The sequence below is a fragment of the Nocardia sp. NBC_01009 genome, from assembly GCF_045208035.1.
In the GTDB taxonomy this organism is placed as follows: domain Bacteria; phylum Actinomycetota; class Actinomycetes; order Mycobacteriales; family Mycobacteriaceae; genus Nocardia.
The window spans coordinates 2369382-2384160 of sequence record NZ_CP108695.1 but is presented as its reverse complement, the minus strand read 5'-3'; the positions used below and the strand labels follow the sequence as shown (position 1 = coordinate 2384160).

At 66.1% G+C, this 14779-nt stretch carries 16 protein-coding genes; 3 read left to right on the top strand and 13 right to left on the bottom strand.

Translation table 11 applies throughout. The features are described from left to right. Positions 1–109: 109 nt before the first annotated feature. From yhjD to OHA42_RS10475, 3 genes are all read right to left on the bottom strand, one after another. Positions 110–1144 (bottom strand): inner membrane protein YhjD, encoded by a 1035-nt coding sequence (gene yhjD / locus OHA42_RS10485; protein WP_406239267.1) that lies wholly within the window; start codon positions 1142–1144, stop codon positions 110–112. Positions 1145–1224: 80 nt separating this feature from the next. Then, positions 1225–2259 carry a tryptophan--tRNA ligase gene (trpS, locus tag OHA42_RS10480; RefSeq protein ID WP_406236573.1) on the bottom strand — a complete coding sequence of 345 codons (1035 nt, stop codon included), beginning with the start codon at positions 2257–2259 and terminating at the stop codon, positions 1225–1227. 21 nt (positions 2260–2280) lie between these two features. After that, positions 2281–3249: an oxygenase MpaB family protein gene (locus OHA42_RS10475; RefSeq protein ID WP_406236572.1), complete on the bottom strand. Its 969-nt coding sequence runs from the start codon at positions 3247–3249 to the stop codon at positions 2281–2283. A 107-nt stretch (positions 3250–3356) separates the two neighbouring features. Between OHA42_RS10475 and OHA42_RS10470 the strand changes: the two genes are divergently transcribed. Then, positions 3357–3986 carry a TetR/AcrR family transcriptional regulator gene (locus OHA42_RS10470; protein ID WP_406236571.1) on the top strand — a complete coding sequence of 210 codons (630 nt, stop codon included), beginning with the start codon at positions 3357–3359 and terminating at the stop codon, positions 3984–3986. Between the two features lie 59 nt (positions 3987–4045). Here the strand turns inward: OHA42_RS10470 and OHA42_RS10465 are convergent, their stop codons facing one another. Genes OHA42_RS10465 through OHA42_RS10455 form a run of 3 tightly spaced genes read right to left on the bottom strand, consistent with a single transcriptional unit; the run spans position 4046 to position 5902 of the window. Further along, positions 4046–4552 (bottom strand): barstar family protein, encoded by a 507-nt coding sequence (locus OHA42_RS10465; protein WP_406236570.1) that lies wholly within the window; start codon positions 4550–4552, stop codon positions 4046–4048. After that, entirely contained in the window at positions 4552–5064 is a 513-nt protein-coding gene (locus OHA42_RS10460) for a ribonuclease domain-containing protein (RefSeq protein WP_406236569.1), read from the bottom strand. Before OHA42_RS10460 ends, OHA42_RS10465 begins: the two co-directional genes overlap by 1 nt. 58 nt (positions 5065–5122) lie before the next feature. Then, positions 5123–5902, bottom strand: coding sequence for an exodeoxyribonuclease III (locus tag OHA42_RS10455; protein ID WP_406236568.1), 780 nt, complete (start codon positions 5900–5902; stop codon positions 5123–5125). Between the two features lie 68 nt (positions 5903–5970). Between OHA42_RS10455 and OHA42_RS10450 the strand changes: the two genes are divergently transcribed. Further along, a complete protein-coding gene (locus OHA42_RS10450; protein WP_406236567.1) occupies positions 5971–6840 on the top strand; it encodes an alpha/beta fold hydrolase in 870 nt (289 codons plus the stop codon). A 101-nt stretch (positions 6841–6941) separates the two neighbouring features. Here the strand turns inward: OHA42_RS10450 and OHA42_RS10445 are convergent, their stop codons facing one another. From OHA42_RS10445 to OHA42_RS10415, 7 genes are all read right to left on the bottom strand, one after another. Continuing rightward, positions 6942–8204 (bottom strand): acyl-CoA dehydrogenase family protein, encoded by a 1263-nt coding sequence (locus tag OHA42_RS10445; protein WP_406236566.1) that lies wholly within the window; start codon positions 8202–8204, stop codon positions 6942–6944. A 39-nt stretch (positions 8205–8243) separates the two neighbouring features. Continuing rightward, positions 8244–9113, bottom strand: a complete 870-nt coding sequence (locus OHA42_RS10440; protein WP_406236565.1) for an SDR family oxidoreductase — start codon at positions 9111–9113, stop codon at positions 8244–8246. A gap of 140 nt (positions 9114–9253) precedes the next feature. Further along, a complete protein-coding gene (locus OHA42_RS10435) occupies positions 9254–10132 on the bottom strand; it encodes a MaoC/PaaZ C-terminal domain-containing protein (protein WP_406236564.1) in 879 nt (292 codons plus the stop codon). A 31-nt stretch (positions 10133–10163) separates the two neighbouring features. Then, positions 10164–10601, bottom strand: coding sequence for an SRPBCC family protein (locus OHA42_RS10430; RefSeq protein ID WP_379058490.1), 438 nt, complete (start codon positions 10599–10601; stop codon positions 10164–10166). A 68-nt stretch (positions 10602–10669) separates the two neighbouring features. Further along, complete coding sequence (locus tag OHA42_RS10425; RefSeq protein ID WP_406236563.1) at positions 10670–11875, bottom strand: lipid-transfer protein; 1206 nt, start codon at positions 11873–11875, stop codon at positions 10670–10672. A 478-nt stretch (positions 11876–12353) separates the two neighbouring features. Beyond that, positions 12354–13007 carry a TetR/AcrR family transcriptional regulator gene (locus OHA42_RS10420; RefSeq protein ID WP_406236562.1) on the bottom strand — a complete coding sequence of 218 codons (654 nt, stop codon included), beginning with the start codon at positions 13005–13007 and terminating at the stop codon, positions 12354–12356. A 391-nt stretch (positions 13008–13398) separates the two neighbouring features. Then, entirely contained in the window at positions 13399–13959 is a 561-nt protein-coding gene (locus tag OHA42_RS10415) for a TIGR03086 family metal-binding protein (RefSeq protein ID WP_406236561.1), read from the bottom strand. Positions 13960–14129: 170 nt separating this feature from the next. Between OHA42_RS10415 and OHA42_RS10410 the strand changes: the two genes are divergently transcribed. Beyond that, positions 14130–14768 carry a TetR/AcrR family transcriptional regulator gene (locus tag OHA42_RS10410; protein WP_406236560.1) on the top strand — a complete coding sequence of 213 codons (639 nt, stop codon included), beginning with the start codon at positions 14130–14132 and terminating at the stop codon, positions 14766–14768. Positions 14769–14779 lie beyond the last annotated feature (11 nt).

Below are 14779 nucleotides of genomic sequence, written 5' to 3'. Positions count from 1 at the left end.
ACCCCAAGCCAACCAGCCGAACAGCTATCCGCCCAGCCGTATCCAGGGCACAAACATCTTCCGCGCACCTACTGACCGTCCGCTACGACCAAAAGGCGTGCAGAGCGGGTCAGCGACGGCGGCCGGAAACCTTGCGCAGTTCCGAAAGAGCGAGGGCGGCAAGGGCACCGGCACCGAAAGAAGCAGCGACAGTGCTCATCGATGAGCCCGGCCCTGTCATCCGTGGTGCGATCACCGCGGGTGCGGGCGGGGCGATCTCGGCTTCCCGCAGATTGTCCGACGAGGTCGCCGCCCATGCCGTGGCGAACAGGATGATGCGATAGGTGACGTAGCTGAAAACCATCAGACCGATGATCGAACCGAAGGCGGCGCCCGCGGGGCTGTTCAGCACTTTTTGCAGGTAGATGGATGCCACGTACTTGAAGACCTCGAAGACCACGGCGGCAATGGCCGCCGCTCTTGCCGCACTGCGCAGCGTGACCGGTTCCCGTGGCAGCCGCGCGATGATCCAGGCGAAGACGGCCCAGGACGCCAGGAATCCGAGCAGGATCGACGCCAGTATCAATAGCAGGCGCGCGCCGGGCAGATGGGACAGACCGAGGCTGATCAGCAGTCGCGCACCGAGGGTGCTCGAGCCGAGCGCGGACAGGCCGAGCGACACCACGAAGGCGAGACCGAGCCCGATCAGCGCGCCGAGGTCGGACAGTTTGGTCAGGAACCAATTATCATCCGGGCTCTTCTGATCCCATTGCTCGGTCAGCGCCGCGCGCAGGTTGGCCATCCAGCCGAGACCGCTATAGACACCGGCGAGCAGACCGAGGGTGCCGACGGTACCCCTGGAGCGGACGGCCTGATCGATCAGATCGTTGAGTTGGGCGCCGAGCGAGCCCGGCATGTTCTCCACGATCTTGTCCTGCAATTCGGTGAGCAACTCCTGGTGGCTGGACAACACGAACCCCGCGACCGCGAAGGCGACCATCAACAGCGGAATCAGCGACAGCACCGTGAAATACGTGATGCCCGCCGCGTAGAAGTCACCCCGCTGCCGCTGGTATCGCCCACCCGCTCGGACCAGATGGTCCAACCAGGGGCGCCGCTGGATCCGCCGCTCGAGCCACGCCTTGATGTTGTCGATCGCCTGCACCAGTTGCCCCTTCACAGAGACCCCGCCGGGTTGTTTCGACCGACTTGCGAGCAGTCGCCGGTGGTGGAGCCGCCCGCGAACTAGCGGGGCAGCAGGCCCACCCGGTCATATACCTGTGCGAGGGTGTTGCCGGCGATCTCACGCGCCCGCTCGGCACCGGCGGCGAGGATGCGGTCGAGTTCGCCCTGATCTGCCAAGTACTCTCCCACCTTCGCCCGCAACGGCGTGACAAATTCGACCAGCGCGTCGGCGACGTCGGACTTCAGATCGCCGTAACCCTTACCGGCGTAGTCCTGTTCCAGCGTGACGATCGGCGTGCCGCTCAGCGAGCTCAGGATCACCAACAGATTGCTGACACCCGGCTTCTGCTCCAGGTCATAGCGGATCTCACGCTCAGTGTCGGTCACCGCAGAGCGGATCTTCTTGGCGGTGATCTTCGGGTCATCGAGCAGATTGATCAGGCCGGCATCGGAGGAGGCCGACTTGCTCATCTTCGCGGTGGGGTCCTGTAGGTCGTAGATCTTGGCGGTGCCCTTGGTGATGTGCGCCTCCGGCACCACGAAGGTCTTCTTGAACCGAGTGTTGAAGCGCTGGGCCAGGTTTCGGGTCAGCTCCAGGTGCTGGCGCTGATCCTCGCCGACCGGCACCTGATGTGCGCGATAGAGCAGGATGTCCGAGGCCATCAGCACCGGGTAGGTGAACAGCCCGACCGTTGCGTTCTCCGCGCCCTGTTTGACCGACTTGTCCTTGAACTGGGTCATCCGGCTCGCCTCACCGAAGCCGGTGATGCAGCTGAGCACCCAGGCCAGCTCGACATGCTCTGGCACCTGACTCTGCACGAACAGGGTGGAGCGCTTGGGGTCGATGCCAAGTGCCAGCAGCTGCGCTACCGCGCCCCGCGTCCGTGCGCGCAGTTCCTTGGGATCTTGCGGCACGGTGATGGCGTGCAGGTCCGGGATGAAGTACAGCGCGTCGTAGTCGTCCTGCATGGTCACCCAGTACTGCAGCGCCCCAAGGTAGTTGCCGAGATGGAAGGACGAGCTGGTCGGCTGGATCCCGGACAGTACCCGCTGTTTACGTTCAGCGGCCGGGGTCGTCTGAGCAGGACTGGACATACTGCGATCTTCGCACGGCGCTCAAGCGGAATTTCGCGCCGCCCAGTTGCGCGGGTCGACGCCGGGCATGCTCGGGCGTCCGGCACGCGCCAGTTCGTGTTCGCGCCGAGACACCAGCTGGTAGACCGGCGCACTCGGACCGGCCAACGTGCCACGCAGCACCGGCGGCACCAACGGTGGAGCAATGTGCGCCGTGCGGACGGCCGTGGCGAGCGCGCCGTAGGCGACCTGCTCGGCGATCCCCCACCGCATGCCGTACATATCGCGGATGCGTGCGGGCAGGCTGCCCTGCACCAGCAGGAAGAACGCGGAGGTGACCTGCTGTAACGGCATTCGCTGTGGATAGGGCACTCGCTGCCCGGCCAGGTAGGAGCCGACCAGCCTGGCCTCGTCGGTGAGGAACAGCTCGTCGGAGCGGAGGTAGGCGTCGAAATACCTGCGGAACATCGGGTAGCTGCCCGGCGCCGCCTCGCGCGGCATGCCGAACAGTTCCGCCCAGCGCACGTAGTCCTGGTACAGCGCTTCGCGTTCGCCATCGGTCAGCGGCCGGACCAGCAGGTCGTACATGACCTCGGCGGAATCGAAGGTGAACGCCATGGTCATGAACATCAGGTGGGGATCGGCCGCGGAGTAGCCGGTGCCCGCCGGGTGGTGCGAACCCGCGTCTTCGGGCAGCGCCCCGCGCACCTTGGCGTGCTTCTTGCGCGTGAACGCCAGCGCCCGATCGGCCTCGTCCTTGCTACCGAGGAACACCGCCTCGAACAGCTTGCCGGTGAGTGCGAGCCGGGTGTAGGGCGTCATTCGATGCTCGGTGTTCTCGGCGGTCCCGACATAGAGCAGCGGGTGCACAGCCCCGATCACCAGGGCACGCTGCCCGTAGGTGAGCCCGACCGCTCGCTTGCTCATGACCCGCCGTGCCATGGAATTGTCGGCGAAATAACCGGGTGCGGACATTGCTGCCTCCTCGTCGAGCGCATCTGGCAACAGCATCCACCAGAATCTCAATTCTGGCAATGGATCATGCCAGAATTGTGACCACACCAATTCCATACCGGCGCGTTGCAGCGCGGCCGATCCGGCACTGTCAGAATCGAGCAGTGGCACAGCGGACCTACGGCGGAATCTCCGCAGACGAGCGGCGCGCGCAACGGCGCGCGGCACTGTTGGACGCCGCGCTGGAGATCATCGGCACCGATGGCCTCGCCAAGCTGACCGTCTCCGGACTGTGTGCGCAGGCCGGGCTCAACGAGCGGTACTACTACGAGAGCTTCGACAGCCGTGACGCGGTGCTGAGCGCGCTGGTCGACGGGATCGCCGAGGAATTGGCGGGCGCGATCGTCACGGCATTGCACGCCGCGCCGGACGATACGCGTGCCAAGGCGCACGCCGCGATCACCGCGGGCATCCACCTGCTCACCGACGACCCGCGCAAGGCCAAGGTCGCGCTGGTCGCGGGCATGGCGACGCCGGAACTGCGCGCACGCACGAATCAGACGGTGCGCGTTTTCGCCCGGCTCGTGGCCGCGGAGGGCATCGATTTCTACGGTGTCGCCGACCCGCCGGACCCCTCGATCGACTTCCGCGCCACCTATCTCGTCGGTGGGCTCGTCCAGACCCTGACCGCCTGGCTACAGAATGATCTGCCGCTGACCCGCGACGAACTCATCGAGCACACGACCGATGTCTTCGTGCTGCTCGGCGAGGATCTCGCGCGCCGACTGACCTGACCGGGGCGCGGGTCCCGCACCGAAGTCACCGAGTGGGCCGGTGCCGAGGCGTCGACAGGTCAGAGCGTCGCGATGTCGGAGATCAGCGCAACGGCCTTCGGAAGCATCGGTTCGCCTTGGAGAACGACACGGAAGACGATGTCCCTCCTCGACCAGTAACCGGCGCAGTCGTCGAGGGCCTCGGCGAACCACTCACGCTCGTCCGGCTGCTCGATGAGTAGCGAGGACGAATTCCGAATCACAGCAACGTATCCGGCTGCCTCGCCGACGAAATCATCCAGGTCGCGCAGGCATTCGTCGAAGGCGTCCTTGTTCTCGCCGAAGTAGTAGGGGAATTGGAACGCGGCGGCGAACTCATCGAAAACGCCCATGGTGGTGTGCATCTTCGGTCCGCGCAGTTCGCGCACCACATAGCCGGAGGGAGCGCGATAGCGCAGTGCGCTCAGCTCCGCGGCGTCGATGGCGAGCGCACCGAGTGCGGGTGCGGCGACCGGACCGGCGGCGGGACCGGATTCGGCGTCGCCGGGACGGGCGAGGAACTGCGACAACGGGATCGGCACGGCCATCAGCGCATCCTCGCGAAGGTCTCGTAGTGGTCACCGGTGTACCAAGCGGAGCCGTCGCTACCGGTGACGATCCGTTCGGCATCCCGGGATCGGTTGCGTTGCTTGGGATTCACATCCCATTCCTGATAGGTGATCGGCTTGCCGGTGGAATCCCTGGCCGCCAGGGTGCCCGCACGATTCATCCACCGATCACCGCCCTTGGTGCCGGCTGCGTTCGCGGAGTCCGGCCAGCGGCCCGCGTCGATCTCGGCCAGGGTCGCGTACGCGCGGTCCGGCACACCGGGGGCGCGGGACGCGGCCGGTGCGGTGGTGCCCGCGAGTAGCGGTGTCGTGGTACTGCCCGCGGCAGGTGGTTTGGCCTGCGTCGTAGGCGCACCGCGGGCGCTCGAGGTCGCCGAGCCGAGGACCGAGCCGCCGTCGCCGCCACGATTGAGCGCGATGAGTCCGACGACCGCAATCAGTACAGCCAGGACACCGAGCACCGTGTACGTGCCACGCTTTCCTGCGATCATCGCAACCACCTACCGACCGTACCGATGACAAGAGTGTGGGGGCACATATTTCCGTCGCTCATCGGTACTGCACCGTGACCGGGGCGTGGTCCGACCAGCGCTGATCGTAGGCGGCGGCGCGCTCGACGACGGCTTGCTTGGCTCGGGCTGCCAGGTCGCCGCGGGCGAGTTGATAGTCGATGCGCCAGCCCGAATCGTTGTCGAAGGCGCGGCCGCGGTAGGACCACCAGCTGTAAGGGCCCTCGACGCCCGGATGCAGGCTGCGCACCACATCCGCATAACCCGCGGCGAGCAACTCCTGGATCCAGGCGCGCTCTTCCGGTAGGAATCCGGCCGACTTCAGATTCCCCTTCCAGTTCTTGATGTCGAGCTCCGACGGTGCGATGTTCCAGTCGCCGCTCACCACGAATTCGCCGGTGCGGCTGGTGAGGTAGGCGCCGAGCTCGGCCATGAAGCGGTACTTCTCGTCCTGGCGCGGCGTGCCGGCATCACCGGAATGCACGTACACGCTGGCCGCGGTGACATCATCGAAATCGGCCTCCACATAGCGACCAGATGCTCCGAACTCGTTGCTGCCGAACCCGATTCGCGCAGCCTTCGGCTCGCGCCTGGACAGGATGCCGACCCCTGCCCTGCCTTTGGACTCCGGTTCGGCATGCGTGAGCCACCAGCCGTCGGCCAGTGCGGGCGCGAGCGCCGCTCTGGTCTGCTCGTCGGTGGCGCGGGTCTCCTGCAGGCAGACGATGTCGGCCTCGGTGGACGCGAGCCAGGCGAGCATGCCTTTGCCCGCGGCGGCGCGGACGCCGTTGACGTTGATCGTTGAGATGATGGTCGGCACCTCACGACCGTACAATGCTGGTCAGATGAATTTCCCCGGACACCGCCGTCCAGGAAGGGGTGTCGACGATGACGTCTCACACCACCACGTCCGCTGTCGCCAAGTCCGCGACCGATCCCCAGCCGATCAAGGCCCTGCACCTGGGTTCCGGCGATCCGGTACTGCTGTTGCACGGGTTCCTGCTGTCACCGCATTGCTGGGAACAGGTGGCGATCCGGTTGTCCTCGAACTGTGAGGTGTTCGCGCCCGCGTTCGCCGGACACTGGGGTGGTGGGGGCGTCGACGGCTGGTCGGTCGACGCCTACACCCTGGCCGACCGGATCGAGGACCAGCTCGACGAACTCGGCTGGCGCACGTGCCATATCGCGGGCAACTCACTGGGTGCCTGGGTCGGCTTCGAATTGGCGCGGCGCGGGCGCGCCCGCACGCTCACCGCGATCGCACCGGCAGGCGGCTGGAACTTACCGTCGCTCACCCAATTCCGGGCCGGACTGAAGTTCCTGTCGCTGGTGCCGATCGTCGAAATCGGCAAGCGCCTCGGCGGATTCGCGGTGCACAACGCACTGGTGCAACGATTCGCGCTGCTGGCATTGAGCAAGAACGCCGCGGCCGTACCCCGCCGCGATATCGCCGCCATGATCGCCGCGATACTGCACTGCGATGCCATGCTGCCCTTCATCGTCGGCAACCTGCGCGCCCCCGCGCTGGAAGACCTCTCGACGCTCGCCACCCCCGTACGGCTGCTGATGGCCGAATACGACCGGGTGATACCCAACCGCGTCTACGCGCGCCGCTTCCTGAAGGAACTCCCCGACTCCGCGGACCGAATCCTGGTCAACGGCGTCGGCCACGTCCCGATGCTGGAGGCCCCCGACCGGATAGCCACCCTCATCGCCGAACACATCTACGCGAGCCGCACCCACCTGCGCGCGGTCTGACTCGACGGATATCCACAGGTCAGCGTCATCCACAGATCGAAATATGTTTCGGAACCACACCCGGGCGCGCACACCGTTGTGACGCACCCGGGCCGATCTGTCTACCGGGCCAGCAGACCCTTCGCGATGTGGGTCACCTGGATCTCGTTGCTGCCCGCGTAGATCATCAGCGACTTCGCATCACGGGCAAGCTGTTCCACGCGGTATTCGGTCATGTAGCCGTTGCCGCCGAACAGCTGCACCGCCTCCATGGCCACCTCGGTGGCGGCCTCGGAGGCATACAGCTTGATGGCCGAGGCCTCGGCAAGCGTGGGCGGCTTACCGGCCCGACCCCGCTCCAGCGTGTTGAACACCATGTTCTGCACGTTCATTCGGGCGATCTCCATCTTGGCCAGCTTGAGCTGGACCAACTGGAAGCGGCCGATCTCCTGGCCCCAGAGCTTGCGGTTCTTGGCGTAGTCCAGGCAGAGCCGGTGGCATTCGTTGATGATGCCGAGCGCCATGAAGCCGACGCCGATGCGTTCGGCGGTGAAGCTGGAGCGCGCGCTGTCGCGGCCGTCGCCGCCCTTGTGTTCCTCGGTCTCCCCCAGCAGCCGGTCCTTGGAAAGCCGGACGTTGTCGAAGAACAGTTCTCCGGTCGGCGAGGCGTGCAGCCCCATCTTCTTGAACGGCTTGCCCTGCGTGAGGCCCTCCATGCCCTTGTCCAGCACGAACGTGAGCACTTTGCGCTCACGCTTGTCGCCGCCGTCGCCCTCGTCGAGCTTTGCGTAAACGATCATCACGTCGGCGAAGGGGCCGTTGGTGATGAAGGTCTTCTGCCCGTTGAGGATGTAGTCCGCACCGTCGCGCCGCACGTAGGTCTTCATGCCGCCGAAGGCGTCCGAACCCGAGTCCGGCTCGGTGATCGCCCAGGAAGCGACCTTTTTCATGGTCACGAGGTCGGGCAGCCAGCGCTCCTTCTGGGCCAGCGTGCCACGCGACATGATGGTCGTCGCGCCGAGGCCGATGCTGACGCCCATCGCGGTGACCATGCCCATGCAGACGCCGGAGAGTTCCCCGATGAGCACCGCCATCAGCGATTCCTGACCGCTGAACGGGCTACCACCGGAAGACTTTTCTTTCTTCTCCGGCAGCGGCTCGCCTGCCGCGATCGCCGCTTCTTTCTTCCGCTGCTTGGCGAGCAGCTTCTCGACCGCATCGGCGCCCATGGCATCGATCCCGAAGTCGCTGAACAACTTCCGGATGATCGGGTAAGGCGACATGTCACCGCTGTCGAGCGCGTCGAGGTTGGGGCGGACCTCCTTGTCGATGAAGGTACGCACCGCCTCGCGGATCATCTCGTCGGTCTCGGACCATTCGAACATCGTCGTTCTCCTAAACTTGTTCAGCCGGACAGCGCGAGATCAAGGCAGCCGGGCGGCGATATCGTCGATGAGCCAGGGCCCTTCGGTCTCGATCGTCTTCACGTCGTGCCAGCCTGCCAGCTCGGAGATGGCTCCGCCCTGCACTGCGAAAACCTTGCCGGTGACCGGGCACTTGTCCGACGCGAGGTAGGCGACCAGCGGCGAGATATTGGCCGGGCTGAAGGCATCGAATTCGCCCTCCTCGACCTCGGCGCCGAGGATCGCGCCCATGCCGGGGGTGGCCAGCGTGAGCCGGGTGCGAGCGATCGGGGCGATCGCATTGACGCGCACGCCGTAGCGTTCCAGCTCGTCGGCGGCGACCAGGGTCAGTGCCGCGATCCCCGCCTTGGCGGCCCCGTAGTTGGCCTGACCGGCGTTGGGCACGGTGACGCCCGAGGCCGACGCGGTGTTGACGACCGCGGCGTTGGGCTGGTTGCCCGCCTTGGACTGTGCCTTCCAGTACGCGGCCGCGTGGTGCAGCACCGCGGCATGGCCTTTGAGGTGCACCGCGACGACGGCGTCCCACTGCGATTCCTCCAGGCCGGCGAGGAAGCTGTCGCGCAGAATGCCTGCGTTGTTGATGACGATGTCGAGGCCGCCCAGCTCCGAAACGGCCTGCTCGATGAGGTTGCGCGCGCCGCCCCACGTCGCGATGTTGTCGGTGTTGGCGACCGCCTTGCCGCCGGCGGCCACGATGTCGTTCGCGACTTCCTGCGCCGGACCGACATCGGTGCCTTCACCGGCATTGCTGCCACCGAGGTCGTTGACCACCACCGCCGCGCCCTCACGAGCGAACAGCAGGGCGTGCTCACGCCCGATGCCGCGACCCGCGCCGGTGATGACGGCGACCCGTCCTTCCAATGCACCCATGGAGTGCCTCCTGTCCTCGTCCCCCCGGCGTTCGGTTTCTGCTCGTCCCCCGGCGCTCCCGGCCGAAGCCGCAAACGCCTGCTATGTCGGCGTCCCTGTCGACCGGCGCACAGTCCGAAACGACAGAGCAGCGTCGGCGATCAGTCCTCGATCTCCGCCAGGCCGTCGCTGAGCACGACATCATCGCCGCGCACGGTCTCGAAGGCATAGGTGGTGACGCCGCGCTCGGAGCCGACCTGCCAGATCCGGGTCTCCAGATCGTCGCCGGGGAAGACCATCTTGGCGAAGCGCACGGCAAATCGCTTCAGCCGGTGCACATCCGAGCCCGCGACCTCGGTGAGCACGGCCCACGAGGCGAAAGCCATGGTGCACAGGCCGTGCGCGATGATGCCGGGCAATCCGGCATCCTTGGCGACCTGCTCGTCCAGATGCAGCGGCACCGGATCACCGGAGGCCGGTGCGTAGCGGTAGGTCTGGTCGAGATCCACATGCTGTGGCACCACCGCCACCGGATCCTGCGCTCGCAGGCTCTCGTCGAACTTGTGTGCGGGCGCTGGGGCGCCGACCGTCTTGCCGGCGTCGATGTTGCGGAAGAAAGCGGTCAGATACTGCTCATTGACCACCTCGCCATCCTCCGTGCGACATTCGATGAGGATGGTGATGGCGGTGCCGTTCGAGCGGCTGGTGTACCCGGTCGCCTTGGCCCGCGAGACCAGCTTGTCTCCCGGCTGGATCGCGCGATGGAAGTGGAAATCCTGCTCCCCGTGCACGACTCGGCCGAAGATGTCCATCGGCGCGACATCGATCACCGGCATCATCATGGCTTCGAAGACCGGCACGATGCCGAAGACCGGCGCGGCCGACTTGCCGGTGAGATGCGCCTCGATCGGATCATTGGTCGCGGCCGCGTATTCCGCGATCCGCTCCGGTGTGACCTCGAATCGCTCATCGTCACACCAGGTTTCGAGCCCACTGTCGTCGAACTCGACCAGCCGGGCTGCGGCGGCCTCCGCTGTCATCGCACTCTCCTTCGCTCGACGCGATCCGGCATCAGACCGAGGCCAGCGCGTCGAGCTGCTCGAGGGATTTGTCCAGCTGCTTCAGACCGTCCTTCTCGACCGCCTTGCCGAGCGCACCCTTGATCAGCGCGCCTTCGAAGTCGCCGGAGACCAGGATGGTGCTGCCGCCGTCGCCCTTGGGCTGGATATCGAAGGTGAATTCGGTCTTCACACCGGCCATGCCGGTGCCGCCGAGGGTGAGCTTGCTCGGCTGCTGCACCGAGACGACGGTCCATTCCAGCTTGTTCGCCATCCCGAGCATGACGATCTTCGCGACCAGCTTGGCCCCTTCGGTGAGGGTGGCGGGCGGCTCCTCCATGAAGCGCTCGTGGATGGTGAACCACTTGTCCCAGCTGTTCGGGTCGGAGACGACCGCCCAGAGCGCATCGGGGGTGGCGTTGACGTCCTTGGTGGCTTCGATGTGGCCCATGAGTTACTCCTCGTCGAGTGGTGAATAGCCTTGGTGTGCCCTGACTTTCGCCGGGGCGACGGATCAGATCAGCGGTCGGCCCGCTGGTAGGCGGTGACGACCGCGGCGCCGCCGAGGCCGATGTTGTGCTGGAGGGCCGCGGTGACGTTGTCGACCTGGCGCTTGTCCGCGGTGCCGCGCAGTTGCCAGGTGAGTTCGGAGCACTGCGCCAAACCCGTCGCACCCAAGGGGTGTCCCTTGGAGATCAGGCCACCCGAGGGGTTCACGACCCATTTGCCGCCGTAGGTGGTCTGGTTGTCGTCGATGAGCTGTCCGGCCGCACCCTCGCCGCAGAGCCCGAGGGCTTCGTAGAGCAGCAGTTCGTTGGCGGAGAAGCAGTCGTGCAGCTCGATGACCTGGAAGTCCTCCGCGCCGAGGCCCGCCTGCTGGTAAACCTTGCGTGCGGCTCGGACATTCATGTCGTAGCCGATCAGGTTCTTGGCGGAGTCGTCGAAGGTCGAGGCGAAGTCGGTGGTCATGGCCTGCCCGACGATCTCCACCGCCTGCGCGGCGAGGTCGTGGGTGTTCACGAAGTCCTCGCTCGCCAGGATCACTGCGCCGGAGCCGTCCGAGGTCGGTGAGCACTGCAGTTTGGTGAGCGGATCGTAGATCATTCGCGAGGCGAGGATGTCGTCGAGTGAATATGCGTCCTGGAACTGCGAATACGGGTTGTTCACCGAGTGCTTGTGGTTCTTGTAGCCGATCTTCGCGAAATGCTCGGCGGTGGTGCCGAATTGCTTCATGTGTTCGCGGCCGGCGGCGCCGAACATCCACGGCGCCACCGGGAAAAGCACCTCGGAGATCTCGGCGAGCGCCATGATGTGCTTGGCCATCGGCTGCTCGCGGTCGTCCCAGGTGGAGCCGAGCGAGCCCGGCTGCATTTTCTCGAAACCGAGTGCCAGCGTGCACTCGGCGAGACCGCCCCGAATCGCCTGTGCCGCAAGGTAGAGCGCGGTCGAGCCGGTCGAGCAGTTGTTGTTGACATTGACAACGGGAATGCCGGTCATGCCCAGTTCGTAGACCGCGCGCTGCCCCGAGGTCGATTCGCCGTAGACGTAGCCGACATAGGCCTGCTCCACGAGGCCGTAGGCGATTCCGGCATCGGCGAGCGCCTTGGTCCCCGACTCCCGAGCCATATCCGGGTAGTCCCAATCGCTGCCGTCTTCGTTCTTGCGGCGGCCCGGCTTCTCGAACTTCGTCATGCCGACGCCGACGACGTAGACCTTGTTCGCCATCGAACTCCTCACGTAGTACCTGCCCCGGTGTGCACTCGGCCGTAGCCGACAGTGGCAGCCGACAGTGACCGATCCGGCCGGACCGGACAGAAACAAACATACAGAGCTGTATGTAAGGCCGCAAGGTCATTGACCCGTATAGCCGGGCATTCGACACAGTTGCCAGCTCAGACCGATCGGTCCGGACATACAGCCAGTCGCGTATGTTGCGCCATCGAGCCGTACCGCCGCGAGGACGACATCGACCAGCCGGTGTTAGACGAGCACGACAATCCGTCGGGCGAGATGCCGGCCCGCCACGTCACCGGAGTCGAGTTCGACAGGCCGGACATTGTCGGCGCCCGGCCCGGAAGGCGAGATCCGGCACATCAGTTCGCCGGCGCTGCCCACTCACCAGGACGGCGCACACCTACCGCCCCGGCAACACTGAAACAGGCAGGCGCCGCAGACACGGCGATCGGGCGGAAAGCGGCCGTGACTATTCGGACTTCTCGACGGGACGGTGTGCGGCAAGTGCGGCGGTCGCGATCTCACGCAGGTGCACCGAGGCCCGCCGCCAACGCCGATGCGCCCGTTCGGTATCCGGATCGATGAAGTTGGACACCAGGATTCCGCGCAGCGCGTCCATCGCGGTATAGACGAAGTCCCGAGCTTCCTTACGCCGCATCTCATCCGGCACGAATCGGGCGACCGCCATCAGCACGGCGTTGTTCACGAACGGCTCGACCTTCTCCATGGCCGAGGCGAGCACCCGGTCGGTCCGTCCCGCCACCCAGAGCTCTGCGGTCGCGATGAACAGTGGTCCCTGGTGCAGTTCCCACAGCGAGTCCAAGGCCGCGCCGACCGGATCGTCGACGCTCTCGATCTTGGACATCTCTCGCATCGCGGTCTCCGCGCGCAATTGCGCCAGGTGACTGATGGCTGCCACCACCAGATCGGTCTTCGACCCGAAATGATGAACCTGAGCCCCGCGGGTGACCCCGGCACGCTCGGCTACCCGGGGTGTCGTCGTCCCGGCGTATCCGTACTCGACCAGGCAGTCGATGGTGGCATCGAGCAGCCGCGTACGCATCTCGCTGCTACGCTGCTCCTGCGTGCGGCGCTGCTGTTTGGGCGCTGCGGACCTGGTCATTCCGGCGATTCTACACTTACATACAGATCTGTATGTTCACGCGGGCCGGGCCCGTCCGCCATCCACCACGGCCGATAAGCAGAACTGATCAGCCGTGCGCGAATTCGGCGGTTGTTCCGACATCGCCACGTCACCGAAGCTGAGCCGGCACGTTGGATCAACCCATGGAGCCGAATTGTCGAGGCGGCCGCCTGGTGACACTGCCGGACACCGTCCGTCGACAATCGCGCCGGGCCGAGCGGAGGCGAGGCAGCCGCCTGGGTGACACTGCCGGACACCGTCCGTCGACAATCGCGCCGGGCCGAGCGGAGGCGAGGCAGCCGCCTGGGTGACACTGCCGGACACCGTCCGTCGACAATCGCGCCGGGCCGAGCGGAGGCGAGGCAGCCGCCTACCAGGTCCGGCCGAGGTAAGCGAACAGCTTCCGATGCGCGGGGGCATCGCCCGACGCCGGGAGCTCGGGTCCGAACATGCCGGGTGTGCGGAAGTTGTCGACACCCATGTCGCGCATGATCGCCAGCATCTCGCCACATAATTGCTGGTCGAGCAGCTGTTCCTGATCGGTGGCGATCGCGAGGTCGATGCCGTGCACGAGTACTTCGGTCAGGTGGATCACCGCGGCCATGGGACCGGGCACGACACCGAATCCGAGGCGCACGGTCTGTTCGAGCGCGTCGGGGCGATGCCACGCCGCGCTGTCGGCGACGGCCGCAGCGGTGTACGCCCCGTGCGGATCTGCGCCGAGCCAGTCGTCGTGGTGGCCTCGGTCAGGGTCCTCGCGCTCGAGTTGCGCGGCGAAGATATTCATGCCGCCCACCAGGTGGTTGAGCAGGTAGTGGACGTCCCACTCGACGCACGGGGTCGGCGCGCTCATGCGGTCGGCAGGGATTCCTGCAACGACGGCGGCGGTCATGTCGATGGCGCGGTCTATGCGGTTGATCATGGCGTTCATGTGATGCTCCAGAAGATGGTGACAGCCAAGAGGATTGGTTCGCCGGACGACGCTCAGGAGTGCCGAGTCGGTGCAGTCCAGCTCCTAAACGCAGTTCGTAACGGCGTTAATTGAACAGTAGCGACCGCGACCGCGTAAACGCAAGTGCTAACTGCGTTAAAGTGGTCGGCATGGAGGAACGCACCCGCCGCCCCGGCGGTCGCAGCGCCCGCGTCCGCGCGGCGGTACACCGGGCGGTCACCGAACTCGTCGCCGAACGCGGATACGGGAACTTCACCGTCGCCGAGGTCGCGGCCCGCGCGGGTGTGGCCGATACGAGCGTCTACCGCCGCTGGGGCAATCTCGAGGCGCTGGCCATGGAGGTTGCGGTCGATCGACTCACCACCGAGTCCGCGATCCCCGACACCGGAACCCTCGACGGCGACCTGCGCGCCTACGCGGCGAATGCGGCCCGAGATGTGAGCGGCCCCAACGGACTTGCGTTGCTGCGCACGATCCTCGCGCTCATCGATACCGGCGCGGCAGGCGAAGAAACCCGCGACCGATTCCTCGCCGACCGCGTCGATCAGATCCAACGCATGCTCGACCGGGCCACCGCTCGCGGCGAAGCCGCCCCCGAGGTGCTCGAGGTCGTCGACATGGTCCTGGCGCCGATGTACACCCGCACCCTGTTCGGCACCGGCCCCCTCCGCGACGAGTATGTCGACACCCTCGTCGACCGCCTGCTCAGCATCGCCAGCCCCGCCGCCCCCAGGGGGATTCGCCGGCCCCGACGCCTCGGTGCGCGACAGGTCGATAAGCCAAACTGATCGGGAACTCG